This is a genomic window from Lutimaribacter pacificus (assembly GCF_900142185.1).
In the GTDB taxonomy this organism is placed as follows: Bacteria; Pseudomonadota; Alphaproteobacteria; order Rhodobacterales; family Rhodobacteraceae; genus Lutimaribacter; species Lutimaribacter pacificus.
In genome coordinates this window covers 317,947-336,970 of record NZ_FQZZ01000001.1, presented here as the reverse complement: position 1 = coordinate 336,970, position 19,024 = coordinate 317,947, and the positions used below count along the sequence as shown (strand labels likewise).

Annotated in this window: 21 protein-coding genes and 1 tRNA gene; 13 read left to right on the top strand and 9 right to left on the bottom strand. The window is 68.0% G+C overall.

Annotation, left to right across the window (positions count from 1 at the left end; translation table 11 throughout):
• Nucleotide 1: 1 nt before the first annotated feature.
• Together F3H87_RS01595 and aspS are read right to left on the bottom strand one after the other, a co-directional pair.
• Nucleotides 2-706 carry a GNAT family N-acetyltransferase gene (locus F3H87_RS01595; protein WP_394852148.1) on the bottom strand — a complete coding sequence of 235 codons (705 nt, stop codon included), beginning with the start codon at nucleotides 704-706 and terminating at the stop codon, nucleotides 2-4.
• 151 nt (nucleotides 707-857) lie between these two features.
• Nucleotides 858-2,876 carry an aspartate--tRNA ligase gene (gene aspS / locus F3H87_RS01590; protein ID WP_149786773.1) on the bottom strand — a complete coding sequence of 673 codons (2,019 nt, stop codon included), beginning with the start codon at nucleotides 2,874-2,876 and terminating at the stop codon, nucleotides 858-860.
• A gap of 272 nt (nucleotides 2,877-3,148) precedes the next feature.
• Between aspS and F3H87_RS01585 the strand changes: the two genes are divergently transcribed.
• Nucleotides 3,149-4,378: an SAM-dependent methyltransferase gene (locus F3H87_RS01585; RefSeq protein ID WP_149786774.1), complete on the top strand. Its 1,230-nt coding sequence runs from the start codon at nucleotides 3,149-3,151 to the stop codon at nucleotides 4,376-4,378.
• Nucleotides 4,379-4,381: 3 nt separating this feature from the next.
• Here the strand turns inward: F3H87_RS01585 and F3H87_RS01580 are convergent, their stop codons facing one another.
• Nucleotides 4,382-5,200 (bottom strand): protein-disulfide reductase DsbD domain-containing protein, encoded by an 819-nt coding sequence (locus F3H87_RS01580; protein ID WP_149786775.1) that lies wholly within the window; start codon nucleotides 5,198-5,200, stop codon nucleotides 4,382-4,384.
• 136 nt (nucleotides 5,201-5,336) lie between these two features.
• Here F3H87_RS01580 and F3H87_RS01575 point away from each other — a divergent pair, with 136 nt between their 5' ends.
• The 8 genes from F3H87_RS01575 to plsY all read left to right on the top strand — a co-directional run bounded on the left by F3H87_RS01575 (nucleotide 5,337) and on the right by plsY (nucleotide 11,149).
• Complete coding sequence (locus F3H87_RS01575; protein WP_149786776.1) at nucleotides 5,337-5,903, top strand: YqgE/AlgH family protein; 567 nt, start codon at nucleotides 5,337-5,339, stop codon at nucleotides 5,901-5,903.
• A gap of 69 nt (nucleotides 5,904-5,972) precedes the next feature.
• The gene (locus F3H87_RS01570) at nucleotides 5,973-6,932 is read left to right on the top strand and encodes an aspartate carbamoyltransferase catalytic subunit (protein ID WP_149786777.1); all 960 of its coding nucleotides are present in this window, start codon (nucleotides 5,973-5,975) and stop codon (nucleotides 6,930-6,932) included.
• Nucleotides 6,929-7,474, top strand: coding sequence for an aspartate carbamoyltransferase catalytic subunit (locus F3H87_RS01565; protein ID WP_149786778.1), 546 nt, complete (start codon nucleotides 6,929-6,931; stop codon nucleotides 7,472-7,474). The genes F3H87_RS01570 and F3H87_RS01565 overlap by 4 nt, the downstream gene beginning before the upstream one ends.
• On the top strand, nucleotides 7,471-7,917 hold the full coding sequence (locus F3H87_RS01560) for a hypothetical protein (RefSeq protein WP_149786779.1): 447 nt from the start codon (nucleotides 7,471-7,473) through the stop codon (nucleotides 7,915-7,917). The genes F3H87_RS01565 and F3H87_RS01560 overlap by 4 nt, the downstream gene beginning before the upstream one ends.
• Nucleotides 7,910-8,368: a hypothetical protein gene (locus tag F3H87_RS01555; RefSeq protein ID WP_149786780.1), complete on the top strand. Its 459-nt coding sequence runs from the start codon at nucleotides 7,910-7,912 to the stop codon at nucleotides 8,366-8,368. Before F3H87_RS01560 ends, F3H87_RS01555 begins: the two co-directional genes overlap by 8 nt.
• Entirely contained in the window at nucleotides 8,365-8,931 is a 567-nt protein-coding gene (locus F3H87_RS01550; protein ID WP_149786781.1) for an aspartate carbamoyltransferase catalytic subunit, read from the top strand. Before F3H87_RS01555 ends, F3H87_RS01550 begins: the two co-directional genes overlap by 4 nt.
• A gap of 332 nt (nucleotides 8,932-9,263) precedes the next feature.
• Nucleotides 9,264-10,544, top strand: a complete 1,281-nt coding sequence (gene pyrC, locus F3H87_RS01545) for a dihydroorotase (RefSeq protein WP_149786782.1) — start codon at nucleotides 9,264-9,266, stop codon at nucleotides 10,542-10,544.
• The gene (plsY, locus tag F3H87_RS01540; protein WP_149786783.1) at nucleotides 10,544-11,149 is read left to right on the top strand and encodes a glycerol-3-phosphate 1-O-acyltransferase PlsY; all 606 of its coding nucleotides are present in this window, start codon (nucleotides 10,544-10,546) and stop codon (nucleotides 11,147-11,149) included. Before pyrC ends, plsY begins: the two co-directional genes overlap by 1 nt.
• A 13-nt stretch (nucleotides 11,150-11,162) precedes the next feature.
• On the opposite strand, the gene ggt is transcribed toward plsY, so the two are convergent.
• Nucleotides 11,163-12,938 carry a gamma-glutamyltransferase gene (gene ggt, locus F3H87_RS01535; protein ID WP_149786784.1) on the bottom strand — a complete coding sequence of 592 codons (1,776 nt, stop codon included), beginning with the start codon at nucleotides 12,936-12,938 and terminating at the stop codon, nucleotides 11,163-11,165.
• 85 nt (nucleotides 12,939-13,023) lie between these two features.
• Nucleotides 13,024-14,010 carry a 2-hydroxyacid dehydrogenase gene (locus tag F3H87_RS01530; RefSeq protein ID WP_149786785.1) on the bottom strand — a complete coding sequence of 329 codons (987 nt, stop codon included), beginning with the start codon at nucleotides 14,008-14,010 and terminating at the stop codon, nucleotides 13,024-13,026.
• 112 nt (nucleotides 14,011-14,122) lie between these two features.
• Here F3H87_RS01530 and F3H87_RS01525 point away from each other — a divergent pair, with 112 nt between their 5' ends.
• Nucleotides 14,123-14,620: an SH3 domain-containing protein gene (locus tag F3H87_RS01525; protein ID WP_149786786.1), complete on the top strand. Its 498-nt coding sequence runs from the start codon at nucleotides 14,123-14,125 to the stop codon at nucleotides 14,618-14,620.
• A gap of 9 nt (nucleotides 14,621-14,629) precedes the next feature.
• Here the strand turns inward: F3H87_RS01525 and hemP are convergent, their stop codons facing one another.
• Both hemP and F3H87_RS21740 read right to left on the bottom strand, forming a co-directional pair.
• Nucleotides 14,630-14,791: a hemin uptake protein HemP gene (gene hemP / locus F3H87_RS01520; protein ID WP_149786787.1), complete on the bottom strand. Its 162-nt coding sequence runs from the start codon at nucleotides 14,789-14,791 to the stop codon at nucleotides 14,630-14,632.
• Nucleotides 14,788-14,937 carry a hypothetical protein gene (locus tag F3H87_RS21740; protein WP_188129138.1) on the bottom strand — a complete coding sequence of 50 codons (150 nt, stop codon included), beginning with the start codon at nucleotides 14,935-14,937 and terminating at the stop codon, nucleotides 14,788-14,790. The genes hemP and F3H87_RS21740 overlap by 4 nt, the downstream gene beginning before the upstream one ends.
• A 186-nt stretch (nucleotides 14,938-15,123) precedes the next feature.
• On the opposite strand from F3H87_RS21740, the gene F3H87_RS01515 reads away from it, so the two are divergent.
• The 3 genes from F3H87_RS01515 (at nucleotide 15,124) to F3H87_RS01505 (ending at nucleotide 17,352) form a co-directional block, all read left to right on the top strand.
• The gene (locus F3H87_RS01515; RefSeq protein ID WP_149786788.1) at nucleotides 15,124-16,476 is read left to right on the top strand and encodes a mechanosensitive ion channel family protein; all 1,353 of its coding nucleotides are present in this window, start codon (nucleotides 15,124-15,126) and stop codon (nucleotides 16,474-16,476) included.
• A gap of 67 nt (nucleotides 16,477-16,543) precedes the next feature.
• Nucleotides 16,544-16,618 (top strand) — tRNA-Gln (locus F3H87_RS01510).
• A 194-nt stretch (nucleotides 16,619-16,812) separates the two neighbouring features.
• On the top strand, nucleotides 16,813-17,352 hold the full coding sequence (locus tag F3H87_RS01505; protein ID WP_149786789.1) for a carboxymuconolactone decarboxylase family protein: 540 nt from the start codon (nucleotides 16,813-16,815) through the stop codon (nucleotides 17,350-17,352).
• A 4-nt stretch (nucleotides 17,353-17,356) separates the two neighbouring features.
• On the opposite strand, the gene F3H87_RS01500 is transcribed toward F3H87_RS01505, so the two are convergent.
• Entirely contained in the window at nucleotides 17,357-18,145 is a 789-nt protein-coding gene (locus F3H87_RS01500; protein ID WP_149786790.1) for a DNA-binding transcriptional regulator, read from the bottom strand.
• A gap of 36 nt (nucleotides 18,146-18,181) precedes the next feature.
• On the bottom strand, nucleotides 18,182-19,024 hold the full coding sequence (locus tag F3H87_RS01495) for a fumarylacetoacetate hydrolase family protein (RefSeq protein ID WP_149786791.1): 843 nt from the start codon (nucleotides 19,022-19,024) through the stop codon (nucleotides 18,182-18,184).

Sequence of the window (19,024 nt, the reverse complement as noted above, 5' to 3'; positions counted from 1 at the left end):
TTTACCGGGTTTCAAGCGCCGGGTCGCGGCTGACCCGCACCAGCCGGGTCAGATCGGACAGGCGTTCGCGCTGCTGCCCGGAGGCATCGAAATTGCCCGGCGACAACCAGACGCCGAATGCCTCTTTCAGGGCGGGCCAGTCGGTATCGGTGGCGGCGAACCAGGCGGTGTCGCGGTTGCGGCCCTTGACGATCATGTGCTGGCGGAACACGCCCTCGAAGCTCAGCCCCAGCCGTTGCGCCGCCCGGCGCGAGGGCATGTTTCCGGCATCGCATTTCCATTCGAACCGGCGATATCCCGCGTCGAAGGCCCATGCCATCATCAGGTAGAACGCCTCGGTCGCGGCGCGGGTGCCCTGCAGCGCGGGCGACAGGTTGATATGGCCCAGCTCGATCACGCCCATGTCAGGCGTGATCCGCAGGAACGACGCCACGCCGCCGAAAACGCCGCCGTCCCGCGTCTGGATCGCATAGAACAGCGGATCGTCGCCCGCCGCGACCTCGCGCACCCAGCGGTGATACTGCGCGGCCGAGGCGAAGGGACCGTAACCCAGATAATCCCACAGGCGGTCATGCCCGTCGATTTCCCGAAACAAAAGCGCCGCGTGGCGGGCGGCATCCAGCCGTTCCAGCCGCGCGTAACGCCCCTCGAGCACCGCACCGTCCGGCGCCGGCGGCGCGGTCCAGTCCGCAAGCGATCTTTCCATGGCCATCATCCCCGTTCCCGGTTGTCCCCGGGCGCGAGAGTGGCACGAAGCCGCCAGAGGGGAAAGCCCTGCCCGCCATGTAAAAAACGCGCCACGGTGCAAACCGGCGGCGCGTTTCACGGGGCCGGACCGGCCCGTTTCCACGAAGGGATCAGTCCTGCGGGATGACGCGCAGGTTCAGTTCCATCAACTGGTCGCTGGTGGGCTCGCTGGGCGCGCCCATCATCAGGTCTTCGGCGCGCTGGTTCATCGGGAACATGATGACCTCGCGGATGTTCTGCTCATCCGCCAGCAGCATCACGATCCGGTCGATGCCCGCCGCGCAGCCACCGTGCGGGGGGGCGCCGAACTGGAACGCGTTGACCAGCCCGCCGAACCGCTTGCGCACTTCGTCCTCGCCGTAACCGGCCAGTTCGAACGCCTTGATCATGATATCCAGCTTGTGATTGCGGATCGCGCCCGAGATCAGCTCATACCCGTTGCAGGCCAGGTCGTACTGGTATCCCAGCACGTCCAGCGGATCGCCCGACAGCGCGTCGATCCCGCCCTGCGGCATCGAGAACGGGTTGTGGCTGAAATCGATCGCGCCGGTTTCCTCGTCGGCCTCGTACATCGGGAAATCGACGATCCAGCAGAATGCGAACCGGTCCCTGTCGGTCAGGCCCAGCTCCTCGCCGATCACGTCGCGGGCCTTGCCTGCGACACGTTCGAAGCTGGCGGGCTTGCCGCCAAGGAAGAACGCCGCATCGCCCTTGCCAAGGCCCAGTTGCAGGCGGATCGCCTCGGTCCGTTCGGGGCCGATATTCTTGGCCAGCGGGCCTGCGGCTTCCATTTCGCCAAAATAGGCTGAGATCAGGAAATCCGCCTCAGCTTCTTCGCCATTCAAACGATGTTGTTCGAGTCGATCCAAAACAGATCGCAACTCATCGCTACTTAGAGTGCCAATTGACAATCGGTCCTCTTCTTCAAGCTCTTTCAATTGTTCATGAGCCACTAATGCGCGAAGTCCGTTCTCTGAATTGAGTTCTTCCCTAAGAGCTTGCTTAATCGCCTTCCTCTTTATCTCTTCCAATGGGTCATTGGTTCTATCCCGCCAGAAGATATAGCCCATGCCCGGCAGGCCCTCTTTCTGGGCAAAGCTGTTCATGCGGTCGCAGAACTTGCGGCTGCCGCCACCGGGCGCGGGGATGGCGCGGATTTCGGTGCCGTCCTGTTCCAGCAGCTTTGCGAAGATGGCAAAGCCCGAGCCGCGGAAATGGTCGGAACAATCCTGCATCTTGATCGGGTTGCGCAGGTCGGGCTTGTCGGTGCCATACCACAGCGCCGCATCCTTGTAGGAAATCTGCGGCCAGTGCTTGTCCACCGTCTTGCCGCCGCCAAATTCCTCGAAGATGCCCTCGATCACCGGCTGGATGGTGTCGAACACGTCCTGCTGCTCGACGAAGGACATTTCCATGTCGAGCTGGTAGAAATCGGTGGGCGAGCGGTCGGCGCGCGGGTCTTCGTCACGGAAACAGGGCGCGATCTGGAAATAGCGGTCGAACCCCGACACCATGATCAGCTGCTTGAACAGCTGCGGCGCCTGCGGCAGCGCATAGAACTTGCCCGGATGCAGCCGCGACGGCACCAGGAAATCGCGCGCGCCCTCGGGCGACGAGGCGGTGATGATCGGCGTCTGGTATTCGCGGAACGACTGGTCCCACATGCGACGCCGGATCGAGGCCACCACGTCCGAGCGCAGTTTCATGTTCTGCTGCATCTCTTCGCGGCGCAGGTCGAGGTAACGATAGCGCAGGCGCGTTTCCTCGGGGTATTCCTGATCGCCGAACACCATCAGCGGCAATTCGTTCGCGGCGCCCAGAACCTCCATGTCGCGGATATACACCTCGATCTCGCCGGTGGGGATCTTGGCATTGATCAGCTCGGGGCCGCGGGCTTTCACCACGCCGTCGATGCGGATGCACCATTCGGACCGGACCTTTTCAACCGCGTTGAACACCGGGCTGTCGGGGTCGCACAGAACCTGCGTCACGCCGTAATGGTCGCGCAGGTCGATGAACAGCACGCCGCCGTGGTCGCGCACGCGATGCACCCAGCCCGACAGGCGGACGGTGTCACCGACGTTTTCCTTGGTCAGTTCGGCGCAGGTATGGCTGCGATAGGCGTGCATGATGGTATCCTTCGGCGGATGTTTCGCAATCCGCGCCGATACACCTTGCCTGAGGCGGGAAGTCAAGGTCGCCGTCCCGTTTTGCAGGCAGTTCCGCGCCGGGTCAGGCGGCAAAAGCACCGGAATCTTTACACTAATCCATTCTGCGATAAGATTTCCGGCGCGAGCAGTCCGGGAAAGCCCGGCGAACAGGGCTGGTTGATACCCGGCAGGCAGGGTCGAACGCGAACGGTGATGGTGCCCGTGCGGGCACCTGATCAAGGGGGTGGACCATGTGGAACACGGCTTTGGACCGATTGCTGTCGCACCTGGTGCGGCAGGGTGAGTTGCGCGTCACGTTTCCCGACGGCACGACGCGGCGCTATGGCGGCGGCGATCCGCAGGTGGCGGTGCGGCTGAACGCGCCGTCGCTGCCCCGGCGGCTGGTGCTGACGCCGCAGATGGCGCTTGGCGAAAGCTATATGGATGGCGAGCTGACCGTCGAGGGCGACGATCTGCGCGGATTTCTCGACCTGATCGTGCGCAACGCGGCGCAGAACGGGTTGCCAGCCTTCCAGCGGCCCGCCGACTGGCTGCGCCGGCTGGGGCGGCGGCTGGCGCAGTTCAACCCGGCGCCGCGGTCGCGCCGCAACGTGGCGCATCACTACGACCTGTCGGGCGAGCTGTATGACCTGTTCCTGGATGCCGACCGGCAGTATTCCTGCGCCTATTTCCCGCGCCCCGACATGACGCTGGACGCCGCGCAGGAGGCCAAGAAGCACCATATCGCGCGCAAGCTGCTGATAAAGCCGGGAATGCGGGTGCTGGATATCGGCTGCGGCTGGGGCGGCATGGGGCTGACGCTGGCGCGCGATTACGGCGCACAGGTGGTGGGCGTCACGCTGTCGACCGAACAGCACGCCATGGCCAACCGCCGCGCGCAGGAGGCCGGGCTGGCCGACAAGGTGCGGTTCGAGCTGATGGATTACCGCAAGGTGCAGGGTCCGTTCGACCGGATCGTGTCGGTCGGCATGTTCGAACATGTGGGCGTGCCGCATTACCGCGAATATTTCCGCAAGGTCCGCGAGTTGCTGACGCCCGAGGGGATCGCGCTGATCCACACGATCGGGCGCACCACGCCGCCCGGCGCAACAAGCCCGTGGATCACCAAATACATCTTCCCCGGCGGCTATTGCCCGTCGCTGTCCGAAACGATGGAGGCGGTCGAGCTTTCGGGGCTGGGATCGACCGATATCGAGGTCTGGCGGCTGCATTACGCCGAAACGCTCAAGGAATGGCACCGCCGCTTCGTGGCGAACGAGGATCGCGCCCGCGCGCTTTACGACGAACGGTTCTGCCGGATGTGGCGGTTCTACCTGCTGGCCAGCGAATTCACCTTCCGCCATGCCGGGCAGGTGGTGTTCCAGATACAGCTCAGCCCCGCGCAGGAGGCCGTGCCGCTGACCCGCGACTACCTTTACGCGCCCACCCGCGAGGGCCGCCGCAAGATGGCGGCGGAATAGGCGTCAGGGCGCCGGGCAGCCGCGGATATCCACCGCCTGCCCGCGCCCCAGCACGGTCAGGCGCAGGCCCGAACGGTCCAGCGCGAAGGCACCGCCGTCGATATGCATCAGCTCGGTCTCGGCCACCAGCGTGCCGCTTTCACGGCTCAGCCGGGGTTCGGCCACCCAGACCTCGGGGTCGGCGGTTTCGATCACCAGCGCCTCGGCCCGGCCGGCCTGCGGCATCGCCACCCGCGCGGTCAGGCGCAGCCCGTCCGGTGTCGGGCTCAGCGTGCAGCCGGTGACACGCACACCGGCCTCGGCCGCGGGCACCGGGATATCGGCCAGCGCCGAAACGATGCGCGGATCGGGCCGCCCGCCATCGGGCAGCGCGCCGGTGACGGTCAGGTCGACCGGCACGCAGATATCGTTGCAGATCCCGATCTGCAGCCGCGCGTCCAGCCTGATCTCGCGGCCGGCGCGGTCGGGGGTGACGCGCAGGGGCAATACCAGGTCGTGCTTGTAGCCGATGGAGCGCATCCCGTTTTGCGAAAACACCACCGGCGTCGGCCAGACCGGCATCGCCGCCCGCAGGTTGCGCGATTGCGACCAGTCGAACAGCGGCGGGATGCCCGCGTCGCCCGGCGCGCGCCAGTAGGTTTTCCACCCCTCGGCCAGCGTCAGGTGCAGCGCGGCGATATGTTCGCCGTCGACACGCCGCCAGCCCGGCAGCAATTCGACGCGCACAAGCTCGGAATACGGGTTGGCGCGGGCGGGCGCCGGGGCGGCAAGGGCCATGGATATCGCGGCAAGCGCGGCAAAAAGGGCAGTCGGGTTCTTCATGCCCTAACACATGGGCGAAACCGTGTTGAAATCCAAGTCACGTCTGAGCGAGCCGCCCGCCCCTTGCAACACCGCCCGCCCCCCTCCATGCTGGACACGGGCGGGACGGAACCCCATATCGCCGAGGATGACCGATATGACCCAGGAACTGGACCTGACGGGCAAGCTGCTGATCGCCATGCCGGGCATGGGCGATACGCGCTTTGCCAAGGCGCTGGTCTTTATCTGCGCGCATTCCGACGAGGGCGGGATGGGCCTTGTGATCAACAAGCCGACGGGCGACATCACCCTGTCGCAACTGCTTGAGCAGCTTGAGATCCCGATGCAGGCGGATGCGCCCGACCCGGCGGTGTATTTCGGCGGGCCGGTGGAAACCGGGCGCGGTTTCGTGCTGCACAGCGACGATTTCGCCTCGGCGCTGAACTCGATGGAGATCCCGGGCGGCTTTGCCCTGACCGCCACGCTGGACGTGCTGGAAGAGATGGGCCAGGGCACCGGCCCGGCGCACGCCATCGTCGCGCTGGGATATGCCGGCTGGGGGCCCGGCCAGCTTGAGGCCGAGATCGCCGAAAACGGCTGGCTGACCTGCGACGCATCCTATGAGCTGGTGTTCGGCACCGCCCCCGCCGCCCTGTGGGAGGCGGCGCTGAACTCCCTCGGGGTGGGCGCGCTGACGCTGTCGGCCGATGCCGGGCGGGCCTGATCGCGCCCCGTTGCCCAGCGCCCCCTGCCCGCCTATAACGGGCAGCGGTCAGCCAAGGGGTTCAGCGGCATGAGCTTTACGCAATCGCATCTTCTGGGGATCGAACCCCTCCACCCGGCCGGGATCACCACGATCCTCGATCTGGCCGACCAGTATGTCGACCTGAACCGGCAGGCCAACAAGCACGCCGATGCGCTGGCCGGGCTGACGCAGATCAACATGTTCTTCGAAAACTCGACCCGCACGCAGGCCAGTTTCGAACTGGCGGGCAAACGGCTGGGCGCGGATGTGATGAACATGGCGATGCAGGCCAGCTCGATCAAGAAGGGCGAAACCCTGATCGACACGGCGCTGACGCTGAACGCGATGCATCCCGACCTTCTGGTGGTGCGCCACCCGCATTCCGGCGCGGTGGACCTGCTGGCGCAAAAGGTGAACTGCGCGGTGCTGAACGCCGGCGACGGGCGGCACGAACACCCCACGCAGGCGCTGCTGGACGCGCTGACGATCCGCCGCGCCAAGGGCCGGCTGCACCGGCTGTCGATCGCAATCTGCGGCGACATCGCCCATTCCCGCGTGGCGCGGTCGAACATCATCCTGCTGGGCAAGATGGAAAACCGCGTGCGGCTGGTCGGCCCGCCGACGCTGATGCCCTCGGGGATCTCGGAATTCGGGGTCGAGGTCTTTGACGACATGCGCGAGGGGCTGCGCGACGTCGACGTGGTGATGATGCTGCGGCTTCAGCGCGAGCGGATGGATGGCGGTTTCATCCCGTCGGAACGCGAGTATTTCCACCGCTTCGGGCTGGATGCCGAAAAGCTGTCCCACGCCAAGGCGGACGCCATCGTGATGCATCCCGGCCCGATGAACCGCGGGGTCGAGATCGACGGAACCATCGCCGACGACATCAACCGCTCGGTCATCCAGGAACAGGTCGAGATGGGCGTCGCGGTGCGCATGGCGGCGATGGACCTGCTGGCCCGCAACCTGCGCGCCCGCCGCGCGGCGGAAAAAGAGGTGACGGTGTGAGCGACCGGATGCAGGTCAGCGCGACCGAGGCCGGGCTTGTCCGGGTCTTCGCCATCGACCTGCCGCCCGACGGCATCGCCGGGTTCACCGATCCCGACAGCCCCGGTATCGCCACGATCCGCGATGCGCTTGGCGCGCAGGCGCTGTCGCCCGACCACGTCGACCTGGTCAGGCTTGCCGATCTGGGCGAACTTGGCCTCGACGGCTACCTGACCGAGGGGCTGGGCGTCGCCGCGGACGAGATCGCCCCCGACCGCGCCCGGCTGCGCGCGCTGACGGGCTATGTTCTGGTGCTGCCCTCGCGCGCCTTCGCGGGCACCGCGCAGGTGCTGACGCCGCGCGCGCCGCTGCGCTGGATCGGCACCTATGCCGAGCCGCAGGCGCAGGCGCAAAGCGATTTCACCCCGCTCCGCTCCGAGGGGGCAAAGGGTGCACCGCTGAAACGCGGCCCGAGCGATGCCGCCATATCCGGCCGGGTGGCGGCAGTGGCGCTGCTGGTCCTGTTCCTGCTGGTCGCCATCATGGTCTGGATCGCGGCATGAGCGACTATGCCAACACCCCCACGACCGCGCTGGCCGAGGGTGAAACCGTGCAGGCCAGCTTCAGCGCCGACCGCGCCACCTATATCCGCGATCACGCCTGGCTGGCGGCGGCAGCGATGGCGGCGGGGATGGGCATCCTGTGGGCGCTGGGGAACCCCCATGTCTGGACAGGTGCCGTGGGCGGGCTGGCGGCGGTGGTGCTGCGCGCGTGGTTCGTGGCCTCGGACGAGCTGGCGGTGCGCTGGGACCTGACCGACCGCCGCCTTCTGGGGCCCGGCAGCCGCGCGGTGCGGCTGGCCGAGATCGGGGCACTCAACACGCTGGGCAGCGCGGTGCAGGTGGTCACCCTGACCGGCGACAAGCACTTGCTGAAATACCAGAAGGACCGCGATGCCACCCGCACGCGGATCGCCGCCGTGCAGGCCGGGCGGCGCGATGGCTGAGCCCGTCGCCGATTACCTGGAGCCGGGCGAGGCGTTGCGCGGCCTCTACCGCCCGTCCTTCCGCGTCTACCTGCGGCGTGAGCTGTTCGTCGTCACCGCCACCGCGCTGGCCTTTGCGCCGGTGGTGTTCTTCATCGGCGACCCGCGGGGCTGGATCGTGCTGCCGCTGGTGGTGCTGGTCGACCTGTTCGTCTTCGACAACCTGGGCGACTGGCGGCGCAACCGTTCGCTGATGTGGCTGGTGACCGACAAGCGGCTGGTGCAGGTCGACCGGCGCGACCCGCTGGATACCCGTGCCCTGCCCATCGCCGAGATCGCCCGGCTGCGCGGGCTGTTGTGGTGGCGCCTGTTCGTGGTGGGCGAAGGGCGCGAGATCATCGACATCGCCTATGTGCCCGGCCTGCGCGACCTGCGCGCCGAGCTGGCCCGCGCCCGCGAGGCCGTGGCATGAACGCGCAAGACCCCTGGGCCGGAATCCTTGCCCCGGACGAAACGATCCTGTGGCAGGGGCGCCCCGACACCCGCCCGCAATGGGCCGCGCTGACCCGGCAGCGGATGGTGCCGGCGGCGGTGTTCACCGTGGTGGCGGTGATCTGGTTCGTGCAGGCGGCCGCACTTGCCGACCGGGGCGGCGTCGCGGCGCTGATGCCGCTGCTGGCGCTGCCCTTCCTGGGGATCGGGCTTTACCATCTCGGCGGCCACGTGCTGTGGGATGCCTACCGCCGCGGCCGCACCTGGTATTCGCTGAGCAATAAGCGCGCCTTCGTCGCAACCGACCTGCCGTTCCGGGGCAAGCGGCTGAAAAGCTATCCGATCACCCGCGAAACGATCCTGAGCTTCGACGGCGCCGAGCCGGGGTCGATCGGCTTCGCCTTCGAACCGGTGCCGATGAAACGCGGCACGCGAATGCGGATGGTGGGCTTTGAACGCATCCCCGACGGGAATACCGTCTACGCCCTGCTGCGCGGCGTGCAGGGCAAGATCGAGCGCGATTTGCCGCCGGGCGACGGGTAGGGGCGCCTTTGCGTCCAACAGTTGACGGGAAGGACACACCCGCCCGGAACAGCCGCGCAGCGGCCCGGGCATCGCACGGCCGCCCCCCGGCCGGGCGATTGGCTGCCGCCAGTGCCACGGCCTGAGGTAGGAAGTAGCTGCAGCATAAACTGCCACAAACAGACGTCGGATCGCCCGACCGCGGCCGTGCGCTGCCCTCTGTTGCGCTCCATTCCACTGGCAGCCACAAACGCCCGAACCATCCGCCGAAAAACACCGCATCGACCACCTGCCCCTTGCCCCCGCGCCCGCATGAGTGTTTACCCTGTGCCGCGCCACAGAGGACAAGGCCCATGACCGCGACGCTGTTCACCAATGCCCGCATCGTCGACCCCGAGGCCGGCGATGTCAGCCACGGCGCCCTTCTGGTCGAAAACGGCACGATCGCCGGTCACGGCCCCGAGATCGCCGTGCCCAAGGGCGCGCAGGTCGTGGATTGCGGCGGCCATCACCTGGCCCCCGGCATAGTCGATATCGGCGTCAAGGTCTGCGAACCCGGTGAGCGGCACAAGGAATCCTATCGCTCGGCGGGGCTGGCGGCGGCGGCGGGCGGGGTGACCACGATGGTCACGCGCCCCGACACCACGCCCGCCATCGACAACCCCGAAACGCTGGAATTCGTCGCCCGCCGCGCGGCCGAGGCCGCGCCGGTCCGCGTGCTGCCGATGGCCGCGCTGACCAAGGGCCGCGAAGGGCGCGAGATGACCGAGATCGGTTTCCTGCTGGATGCCGGCGCGGTGGCCTTTACCGATTGCGACAACGTGGTGACCGATACCAAGGTGCTGTCGCGCGCGCTGACCTATGCACGCAGCCTGGACGCGCTGGTGCTGCTGCACCCGCAGGAACCCGGCCTGTCGCGCGGGGCGGCGGCGACCAGCGGCAAGTTCGCCTCGCTGCGCGGGCTGCCGGCGGTGTCGGCGATGGCCGAGCGCATGGGGCTCGACCGCGATATCGCGCTGATCGAGATGACCGGCGCGCGGGTGCATTTCGACCAGATCACCACCGCCCGCGCCCTGCCCGCGCTGGAGCGGGCCAAGCGCAACGGGCTGGACGTGACCGCCGGTACCTCGATCCACCACCTGACGCTGAACGAGCTGGACGTGGCCGACTATCGCACCTTCTACAAGGTCAAGCCGCCGCTGCGCGCGGAAGAGGACCGGCTGGCCACGGTCGACGCGCTGCGCCACGGGCTGATCGACATCGTCAGCTCGATGCACACGCCGCAGGACGAGGAAAGCAAGCGCCTGCCCTTCGAAGAGGCGGCCGGCGGCGCGGTGGCGCTGCAAACGCTGCTGCCCGCCGCGCTGCGCCTGCATCACGCGGGCGACCTGACGCTGCCGCAACTGTTCCGGGCGATGGCGCTGAACCCGGCGAACCGGCTGGGCCTGCCGCAGGGGCGGCTGTCGCCCGGCGCACCCGCCGACCTGATCGTCTTCGACGCCGGTGCGCCCTTCGTGCTGGACCGTTTCACGCTGCTGTCGAAATCGCGCAATACGCCTTTTGACGGCGCCCGCCTGCAGGGTAAGCTGCACGCCACCTACGTCGCCGGAACCCGCGTTTACGGAGAGCCCTGATGCCGCCCATCGAAACCGCCCTGCCGCTGCTGATCCTCTGGGCCGTGGCGGGTTACCTTCTGGGCTCGATCCCTTTCGGCGTGGTGCTGACCCGCGCGCTGGGGCTGGGCAACCTGCGCGAGATCGGGTCGGGCAATATCGGCGCCACCAACGTGCTGCGCACCGGCAACAGGCCCGCCGCCGCCCTGACGCTGCTGCTGGACGGGGCCAAGGGCGCGGTCGCCGTGCTGCTGGCCCGCGCGATGGCGGGCGAGGATGCCGCGCAGCTTGCCGGGCTTATGGCCTTTGTCGGCCATGTCTTTCCGGTCTGGCTGGGCTTTCGCGGCGGCAAGGGGGTGGCGACCTTCCTGGGGATCATGCTGGCCCTGTCATGGCCCGTCGGTATCGTGCTCTGCCTGACATGGCTGATCGTGGCCTTTTCCGCACGCATCTCGTCGCTGGCGGCCATCACGGCGGCGGCGGCCTCGACGATCTGGATCATGATCCTGGTGCAGGGCCAGATGTTCGGGCTGGGCGTCGTGCTGACCCTGCTGGTGTTCTGGACCCATCGCACCAATATCGCCCGGCTGCGCGCCGGGACCGAACCGAAGATCGGCCAGAAATAACTCCGCGCGCCCGCTATTGCCCCAGCGCCACGCCCTCGCGCCGGGGGTCGGCCCCGCCGCGCAGCCCCTCGGGACCGATGGAAATCGCGTGCAGGCCCGAGTTCAGCTCGCGCGTATCCACCTCGTATCCCAGCGCCGCCAAAGCGTCGGCCAGGTCGGCGGCCCCGGTGCCCTCTTCCACGTCATAGGTGCCAAAGCGGTTCACCAGGTGCGGCAGCGCCACCGCCTGCTGCACGTCCATCCCCCAGTCCAGATGCGCGATGATCGTTTTGGCGACATAGCCGATGATCCGGCTGCCGCCGGGGCTGCCCACCACCAGCACCGGCCTGCCGTCGCGCAACACGATGGTCGGCGCCATGGAGGACCGCGGCCGCTTGCCCGGCGCCACCGCATTGGCCACCGGGCGGCCCCCGTCATGCGAGCGGAACGAGAAATCCGTCAGCTCGTTGTTCAGCAGGAAACCCCGCACCATCACCCGGCTGCCAAAGGCGTTCTCGATGGTCGTCGTCATGCTCAGCGCGTTGCCATAGCCATCGACGATGGAAATATGCGAGGTCGCGGGCTGCGCCATGTCGCGCCCCGGCGCATAGTTCCAGCCATGATCGAAGGCAGGTTGCCCCGGCGCCACCTCGGGCAGCGCATCGTCACCGTCCAGCAGCGCGCCGCGTTCCGCCAGGTAGGCCGGATCGACCAGCCCGCGCACCGGCACCGGCACGAAATCGCTGTCGGCCATGTAAAGCCCGCGATCGGCAAAGGCGAGCCGGCTGGCATCGCCGATCAGCCGCCAGGCGTCGGCGCTGTCGGGGCCGGGCAGGTCGTGCCCCTCCAGCATCCCGAGGATCTGGCCAACCGTCAGCGCGCCCGAACTTGGCGGCCCCATCCCGCAGACATCCGCCCCGCGATAGGCCACGCAAACGGGCGCGCGTTCCTTCACCTCGTAGATCGCCATGTCCAGCGCCGAGAGCCGCCCCGGGTTCGACGCGCCGCGCACCGCACGCACGATATCGGCGGCGATCTCGCCGGTATAGAACGCCCCTGCCCCGTCGCCGGCGATCCGGCGCAGCATATCGGCATATTCGGGATTGCGCAGCACCGCGCCCTCGGCCAGCGGCGCACCGTCCGGCAGGAAATACGCCGCCGTCGCCGGGGGGCTGGCCAGCCGTTCGGCATCGCGCGCGACCGACGCGGCCAGGCGTGGCGACACGGCAAACCCCTCCTCGGCCAGCGTGATCGCGTCACCGAACAGCCCGGCCCAGTTCGCCCGGCCCCAGCGCCGGTGCGCCGCCTCCAGCAGCGCGGGCGTGCCCGGCACGCCGACCGAACGGCCGCCCACGACCGCCTCGAAAAACCCCAGCGGTTCGCCCTTGTCGTCAAGGAACAGCCGGGGCGTTGCCGCCAGCGGCGCGGTTTCACGCCCGTCCAGCGTCGTCACCGCTCCGGTCGCGGCATCGTACCAGACAAGGAACGCACCGCCCCCAAGGCCCGAGCTTTGCGGCTCGACCAGCCCCAGCACCGCCTGCACGGCCACCATCGCATCCGCCGCCGAGCCGCCCGCGCGCAACACCCGCGCGCCCGCCTCGGCCGCCAGCGGGTTGGCCACGGCCACCATCCAGTCGGATGCGGCAACCGGGCGCCCGGCGGCCTTGGCCTCCTGCGCGGCGGCGGTCGCGGCCGAGGTGGCGACCGCCCCTGCCCCGCCGCCTTCGGGCGCGACCGTGTCGGCGGCGTCCTGCGCCATGGTGACGGGCGCCAGGATCGCCAGGATGGCCGCCAGAAGGATCGTCCGCATGTCGCCTCTCCGCTGCTTCATCGTTCCCGAAATACTCCCGCCGGAGGCATCCGCCGCCCGCCACGGGCGACCGGCCGGGCTGCTGTCACAGCATCGAGGGCAGCACCTGGTCGGGCGGGCGGTGGCCGTCGGCGAAGGTCTTGATGTTGATCAGCACCTTTTCGCCCATCTCGATCCGGCCCTCGCGCGTGGCCGAGCCCATATGCGGCAGCAGCACCACGTTGCCCAGCTCGCGCAGGCGCGGGTTCACATCGTGGCCGTGTTCGTAGACATCCAGCCCCGCACCCGCGATCTCGCCCGCGCGCAGCAGCCGCGTCAGCGCGTTCTCGTCGATCACCTCGCCCCGGCTGGTGTTCACGATCACCGCCTCGGGCTTCATCAGCTTCAGCCGCCGCGCGTTCATCAGGTGAAAGGTCGAGGGCGTGTGCGGACAGTTGATCGAAATCACGTCCATCCGCGCGACCATCTGGTCCAGGCTTTCCCACCATGTCGCCTCGTGCGCCTGCTCGATCTCGCTGCGCAGCCGGTGGCGGTTGTGGTAATGGATCTGCATCCCGAAGGCCCGCGCGCGTCGCGCCACGGCCTGCCCGATGCGGCCCATGCCCAGGATGCCCAGCCGCTTGCCGCCCACGCGCCCGCCCAGAAGGGCGGTCGGCGACCAGCCCTGCCACGCGCCCGACTGCATCAGCGCCAGCCCCTCGGGGATGCGCCGCGTGACGGCCAGGATCAGCGCCATCGTCATGTCGGCGGTATCGTCGGTCAGCACGCCCGGCGTGTTCGACACCAGGATGCCGCGCTGGCGCGCGGTGGCGACGTCGACATGGTCGATCCCGGCGCCGTAATTCGCAATCAGCTTCAGCCGCGGGCCGGCCTGGCCCAGCATCCCGGCGTCGATCTGGTCGCCGATGGTGGGCACCAGCACATCGGCCTCCTGCATGGCGGCCACCAGCTCCTCGCGGGTCATCGGCGTGTCGTCCTCGCGCAGGGAGACGTCGAACAGTTCGGTCATCCGTGTCTCGACCACCTCGGGCAGGCGTCGCGTGACGACAACACTCAGACGTTCAGATGGCATTGCTGTCCTCCGCAGGCTTTCCATTCACCGGTCTTGTTGGCAGAGTGGCGGATGAACAGCCGGGGCACAAGAACCCGGGCGCAAAAACATCGGGCTTATGGGAACAGGCACCATGACATCGCATCTGGCGCGGGCATTTCTGTGTGTGCTGCTGCTGGCCCCCGGCATCGCCGCCGCGCAGGAACGGGGACCGGAGACCAACCTGCCGATTCCGCGCTTTGTCTCGATCCGCGCGGGCGAGGCGAATGTGCGCCGCGGCCCGTCGCTGACGCACCGCATCGACTGGGTGTTCACCCGCAAGGACATGCCGGTCGAGATCACCGCCGAACACGGCCACTGGCGCCGCGTGCGCGACCGCGAGGGCGCGGGCGGCTGGATACATTATTCCCTGCTGTCGGGTGTGCGCACGGTCATCGTCGACCGTGACATGGTGGCGCTCCATGCCCGCCGCGACCCCGAAAGCCCGGTGGTCGCGCAACTGGAACTGGGCGTGATCGCACGGCTTGGGGATTGCGGGCCGGCCTGGTGCCGGATCAGCGTCGCGGGCTACAAGGGCTGGGCCGAGAAGGCCGCGCTCTGGGGGGTGCGCCCCGACGAGATCCTTGACTGAGGCCGGGGCCTATTTGGTCAGGATAAGCTTGCCCGCCTTGGTGATCCGCAGCGTATAGACCTGGTCGCCCAGGCGGATCAGCGCCAGGTGGCCGCCATTGGTCAGCGCCAGCGCGTCGTGCTGCGGCAGGCTTGCCGCGGCGTCCTTGTCGAATGTCTGGCGCGGGATCATGGCCGCGCCTCCCGCCGCTCGATCCGGTCGAGCAGGGCTTCGAGCGTGGGCATGTCCGGCATCAGCTCGACGCCGAGAAGCGTCAGGATGTCGGTGCGGTCGGCGGGCAGCACAGGCTGCCCCGGGCGGGGTGGTGTCCGTGTCATGCGAAATCCTCGGTCGGGTTTCCATTGCGTGAATCGGCTTCCCCGCCAGAAGGGGTGGCTGGCCACAATACTGAGTATTTTTGTCATCTATTGCAAGCCCCGAAAAAACCGCGCGGTTCGGATAGGAAACCGCGCGGTTCTGGCCTAGGCTGCCGGCAGTCGTTTTCACCAGCCCGATACCGCCCCATGCCGCACCGCCTTGCCCTTGCCCTGTTCCTGCTCCTGTGCCTGCCGCTGGCCCATCCCGCGACCGCCCAGGGCAGCGATCAGCCCACCGGCACCATCGCAGTCGCCGACACCGCCGAACAGGACGCCGCCATCGCGGTGCGCATCCGCAACATCCTGTCCGAACTGGCGGGGTACGAGGACGTGACCGTCACCGTGTCGTCCGGCATCGTCACCCTGCGCGGCACCACGCTGGAGGCGACCGAGGCCGCGCGCCTGAACGATCTGGTGGGCCGCGTCGACGGCGTTGTCGCCATCCGCAACGAGGTGACCGAAACCACCGATGTCGGCCGCCGCCTCGACCCGGCCTTCGAGCGGTTCCGCAACCGCATGGTGCAGATGGTGAACTATACCCCGCTGCTGGCGGTGGCGGCGCTGGCGTTCCTGGCCGTCGTCCTTGTCGGCTGGCTGATCGCGCGGATGCGCCGGCCGTGGGACAGGCTGGCGCCCAATGCCTTCATCGCCGATATCTACCGGCAGGTGATCCGGCTGGGATTCGTCATCGGCGGGCTGGTGATCGCGCTGGATATCCTGGGCGCCACGGCGCTGCTGTCGACGATCCTCGGCGCGGCGGGGATCATCGGGCTGGCCATCGGCTTTGCCGTGCGCGACACGGTCGAGAATTTCATCGCCTCGATCATGCTGTCGGTGCGCCAGCCCTTTCGGCCCAACGACGCGATCGAGATCGGCGGCGACGAGGGCAAGGTGATCCGCCTGACCAGCCGCGCCACGATCCTGCTGAGCTATGACGGCAACCATATCCGCATCCCCAATGCCACCGTCTTCAAGTCGCGCATCGTGAACTACACGCGCAATCCCGAACGGCGGATGCTGTTCGATGTCGGCGTGGGCTATGGCACCGACCTTGCCGCGGCCGTCCACCTGGCCGAGGAAACGCTGAACGCCCTGCCCTTCGTGCTGGCCGCCCCGGCGGTGTCGGTCTGGACCGAGCAGCTGAACGGCTCGGACATCACGCTGCGCATGACCGCCTGGATCGACCAGCGCGAAACCTCGCTGACCGCGGCGCGCGGCGAGGCGATCCGCCAGATCCTCGCGGCCTTCGAAGCCGCGGGGATCGAAATGCCCGAACCCACCTACCGCGTGCTGACGCGCGACATCGCCGCCACGACGCCCGCGACACCGGCCGGCCCTGCCCGCCCGCAACCGGCCCCGCCCGCCGCCCCCGCCAACGACCCGGCCGAATCGCTCGACGTGCAGGCACATGCCGAACAGCAACTGGAGCGCATCGTCGAGGAGGAACGCGAGGACACCGCGCAGGAGGACCTTCTGCAACACGACGCCCCGCGGGAATAATCCGCGACTTTTTCGCAAATCCGGTCTTGAACCCCCGCACGCAAGCCAGTAATTAGCGCGTCACTGTTGGGGTGTAGCCAAGCGGTAAGGCAGCGGTTTTTGGTACCGTGTACCGTAGGTTCGAATCCTACCACCCCAGCCACCTTCCTTCGAGCTTTGGAGCGATGGACCGCGCGGGATGGCGTGTGGCGGGAAGTGCCCCGAGGGGTGCGCCCGCGGCCGGTGCATTTGATGACGCCCCAGACCTCTCGCCTGTCCGCAGCGCGAACGCCGGTCGCCCAGGGTCTTGGCAACCCGTGCAATTGCGGGAAAGATCGCGGCAAAAGGGAGCAGACCATGACAGATGCCGGAACACCGGGGCCGATCCCCGACGAGATGTGGCCCGAGGAGATCGGCGATCTGCGGACGGGGTTCGCCGGGGCGCTCAATGTCTATCGCATGATGGCGCATCACCCTGCGCTGCTGCGCGCCTGGGCTCCCTTGCGCCAGCACATAGTCAAGGACACGGCGCTGGGGCCGGAACGGTCCGAGATCGTGATCCTGCGGACCGGGGTCCGGCTCGGCTCGTCCTACGAATGGGCGCATCACGTCGCGCGGGCCCGTGCGCTCGGCATCGCGGACGACAGAATCGCCGCGATGCTGAGGATGCCCGAGGGCGAGGACGGGCTTCTGGCGCGCGCGGTCGATGCGATCCTCGACGAACACCGCCTGCCCGACGCGCTTGAGCGCGAGCTGGCCGCGACCATCGGGCGCGAGGCGGTGTTCGACCTGATCGCCACGGTCGGGTTCTACTCGGTTCTGGGCGCGATCCTGATGACCTATGACGTGCCGCTGGACGCGGCCATTGCCAGCGAGCTCGAGGCGCGCCCGGTCTGACCGCTCAACCGGGCAGCGCGCCCGAGATGCGTTCGGCGATCCCGAGCAGCGGCGCGCCGAAATCGTCCAGCGCCCGGCGGGTGCTCATCGCGCTTCTGATCCAGATCAGCGACACGCAGCCCAGCACATTGCCGTCGGCCCGGATCGGCACCGCGATCGAGGCGGTTTCCTGGCGGAACTCGCCGCTGTCGCGGATGGCGATGCCGCGTGCGCGCGTCTCTTCGACAAGATGCGTCAGCCAGCGGTCGTCCAGAAACGGCAGGTCATCCTCGTGGTCCAGCCGCCGCAGGTGGTCGAGGATCAGGTTGCGTTCCTCGTCCGGGCAGAAGGAAAGATAGGCACGGCCGGCCGATGTGCGCAGCATCGGCAGCCGGAAACCGGTCATGCCCCTGTCGATCGAGAGGGGTGAGCGGCCATGCGTGGTTTCCTGGATCACCATGGCCGCGTTGTGATAGACGGTCAGGTCGAGCGGCCAGACGAGTTGCTTCGAATAGGCGGCAAAGATCGGCCCCGCGGCCTGCGCGATCTCGGTCGTCAGCGCATAGCCATCGCCCAGCGCCGCGGCGAAGCGCGTGACACGCACGTAGTTCGAGGTGGCCGAGAAGGCGACATAGCCCAGCTCCTCGAGCGTTTCGAGCAGGCGATAGACGGTCGGGCGGGGAATATCGAGCGCCCTGGCGATCTCGCCGGGGCGCGCTTCGCCGGTCTTGTTGACGTGGCGCAGGATGGCAAGGCCCCGCGCGAGCGCACGCACGGAGCCGCCGGGCGATCTGGCGGCGGGGTCCTCGGTCATGGGGTGACCATCTCACAAGGTCCGCCGCACCGGAAGTCAGCTTTCGGCGACGACCGGATTTCGCAGGATGCCGACGCCGGATACCTCGACCTCGCACACATCGCCATCCTTCATGAAAAGCGGCGGATTGCGGCGCGCGCCGACGCCGCCCGGCGTGCCGGATACGATCACGTCACCCGGCAAGAGCGGCAGGATGGTCGAGCAATAGGCGATCAGGCGCGGGATCGAGGCAACCAGCAGATCGAGGGTCGTGTCCTGCACGGTCTCGCCGTTAAGCCGCGTCTGCAGGCGCATCGCGGCGGGATCTGGGATCTCGTCGGCGGTGGTCATCCACGGGCCGAAGCCGCCCGTGCCGGCAAAGGTCTTGCCGGGCATGAACTGATGCGTATGTTTCTGCCAGTCGCGCACCGAGCCGTCGTTGTAACAGGCATAACCCGCCACATGATCGAGCGCGTCTGCCTCGCTGATGCGGCGGCCTTCCTTGCCGATGATCACCGCGACCTCGCCCTCATAGTCGAACCTGTCGCTTTCCAGCGGCTTGACAAGCGGCTGGTCGTGCCCGATCTGGGACCCAGCGAAGCGGGCGAACAGCACCGGGTTCGGGGTTTCCTCGCGGCCGGTTTCCTCGATATGGGCGTGGTAGTTCAGGCCGACGCAGATGATCTTGTCGGGGTTGGGGATGACCGGGTCGTGGGCCACCTCGTCAAAGGCGAAATCCGCCGGCTCCGACGCCAGCCCGGCGGCGGCGGCCATGTCGCCCGTGGCCAGGAAATCGCGCAGCGTGGGTGCGTCGAACCGCTTGCCCAGATCGACGATGCCCGCCTCGGTGACAAGGCCGTAAGAGGACGTGCCGTCCTTGGTGAAAGAACAGAGTTTCAT

Excerpts from the sequence above, each read along its gene's own strand:
- F3H87_RS01595 (WP_394852148.1), bottom strand. The coding sequence starts at position 706 with ATGGAAAGATCGCTTGCGGACTGGACCGCGCCGCCGGCGCCGGACGGT.
- aspS (WP_149786773.1), bottom strand. The coding sequence starts at position 2,876 with ATGCACGCCTATCGCAGCCATACCTGCGCCGAACTGACCAAGGAAAAC.
- F3H87_RS01585 (WP_149786774.1), top strand. The coding sequence starts at position 3,149 with ATGTGGAACACGGCTTTGGACCGATTGCTGTCGCACCTGGTGCGGCAG.
- F3H87_RS01580 (WP_149786775.1), bottom strand. The coding sequence starts at position 5,200 with ATGAAGAACCCGACTGCCCTTTTTGCCGCGCTTGCCGCGATATCCATG.
- F3H87_RS01575 (WP_149786776.1), top strand. The coding sequence starts at position 5,337 with ATGACCCAGGAACTGGACCTGACGGGCAAGCTGCTGATCGCCATGCCG.
- F3H87_RS01570 (WP_149786777.1), top strand. The coding sequence starts at position 5,973 with ATGAGCTTTACGCAATCGCATCTTCTGGGGATCGAACCCCTCCACCCG.
- F3H87_RS01560 (WP_149786779.1), top strand. The coding sequence starts at position 7,471 with ATGAGCGACTATGCCAACACCCCCACGACCGCGCTGGCCGAGGGTGAA.
- F3H87_RS01555 (WP_149786780.1), top strand. The coding sequence starts at position 7,910 with ATGGCTGAGCCCGTCGCCGATTACCTGGAGCCGGGCGAGGCGTTGCGC.
- F3H87_RS01550 (WP_149786781.1), top strand. The coding sequence starts at position 8,365 with ATGAACGCGCAAGACCCCTGGGCCGGAATCCTTGCCCCGGACGAAACG.
- pyrC (WP_149786782.1), top strand. The coding sequence starts at position 9,264 with ATGACCGCGACGCTGTTCACCAATGCCCGCATCGTCGACCCCGAGGCC.
- plsY (WP_149786783.1), top strand. The coding sequence starts at position 10,544 with ATGCCGCCCATCGAAACCGCCCTGCCGCTGCTGATCCTCTGGGCCGTG.
- ggt (WP_149786784.1), bottom strand. The coding sequence starts at position 12,938 with ATGCGGACGATCCTTCTGGCGGCCATCCTGGCGATCCTGGCGCCCGTC.
- F3H87_RS01530 (WP_149786785.1), bottom strand. The coding sequence starts at position 14,010 with ATGCCATCTGAACGTCTGAGTGTTGTCGTCACGCGACGCCTGCCCGAG.
- F3H87_RS01525 (WP_149786786.1), top strand. The coding sequence starts at position 14,123 with ATGACATCGCATCTGGCGCGGGCATTTCTGTGTGTGCTGCTGCTGGCC.
- hemP (WP_149786787.1), bottom strand. The coding sequence starts at position 14,791 with ATGATCCCGCGCCAGACATTCGACAAGGACGCCGCGGCAAGCCTGCCG.
- F3H87_RS21740 (WP_188129138.1), bottom strand. The coding sequence starts at position 14,937 with ATGACACGGACACCACCCCGCCCGGGGCAGCCTGTGCTGCCCGCCGAC.
- F3H87_RS01515 (WP_149786788.1), top strand. The coding sequence starts at position 15,124 with ATGCCGCACCGCCTTGCCCTTGCCCTGTTCCTGCTCCTGTGCCTGCCG.
- F3H87_RS01505 (WP_149786789.1), top strand. The coding sequence starts at position 16,813 with ATGACAGATGCCGGAACACCGGGGCCGATCCCCGACGAGATGTGGCCC.
- F3H87_RS01500 (WP_149786790.1), bottom strand. The coding sequence starts at position 18,145 with ATGACCGAGGACCCCGCCGCCAGATCGCCCGGCGGCTCCGTGCGTGCG.
- F3H87_RS01495 (WP_149786791.1), bottom strand. The coding sequence starts at position 19,024 with ATGAAACTCTGTTCTTTCACCAAGGACGGCACGTCCTCTTACGGCCTT.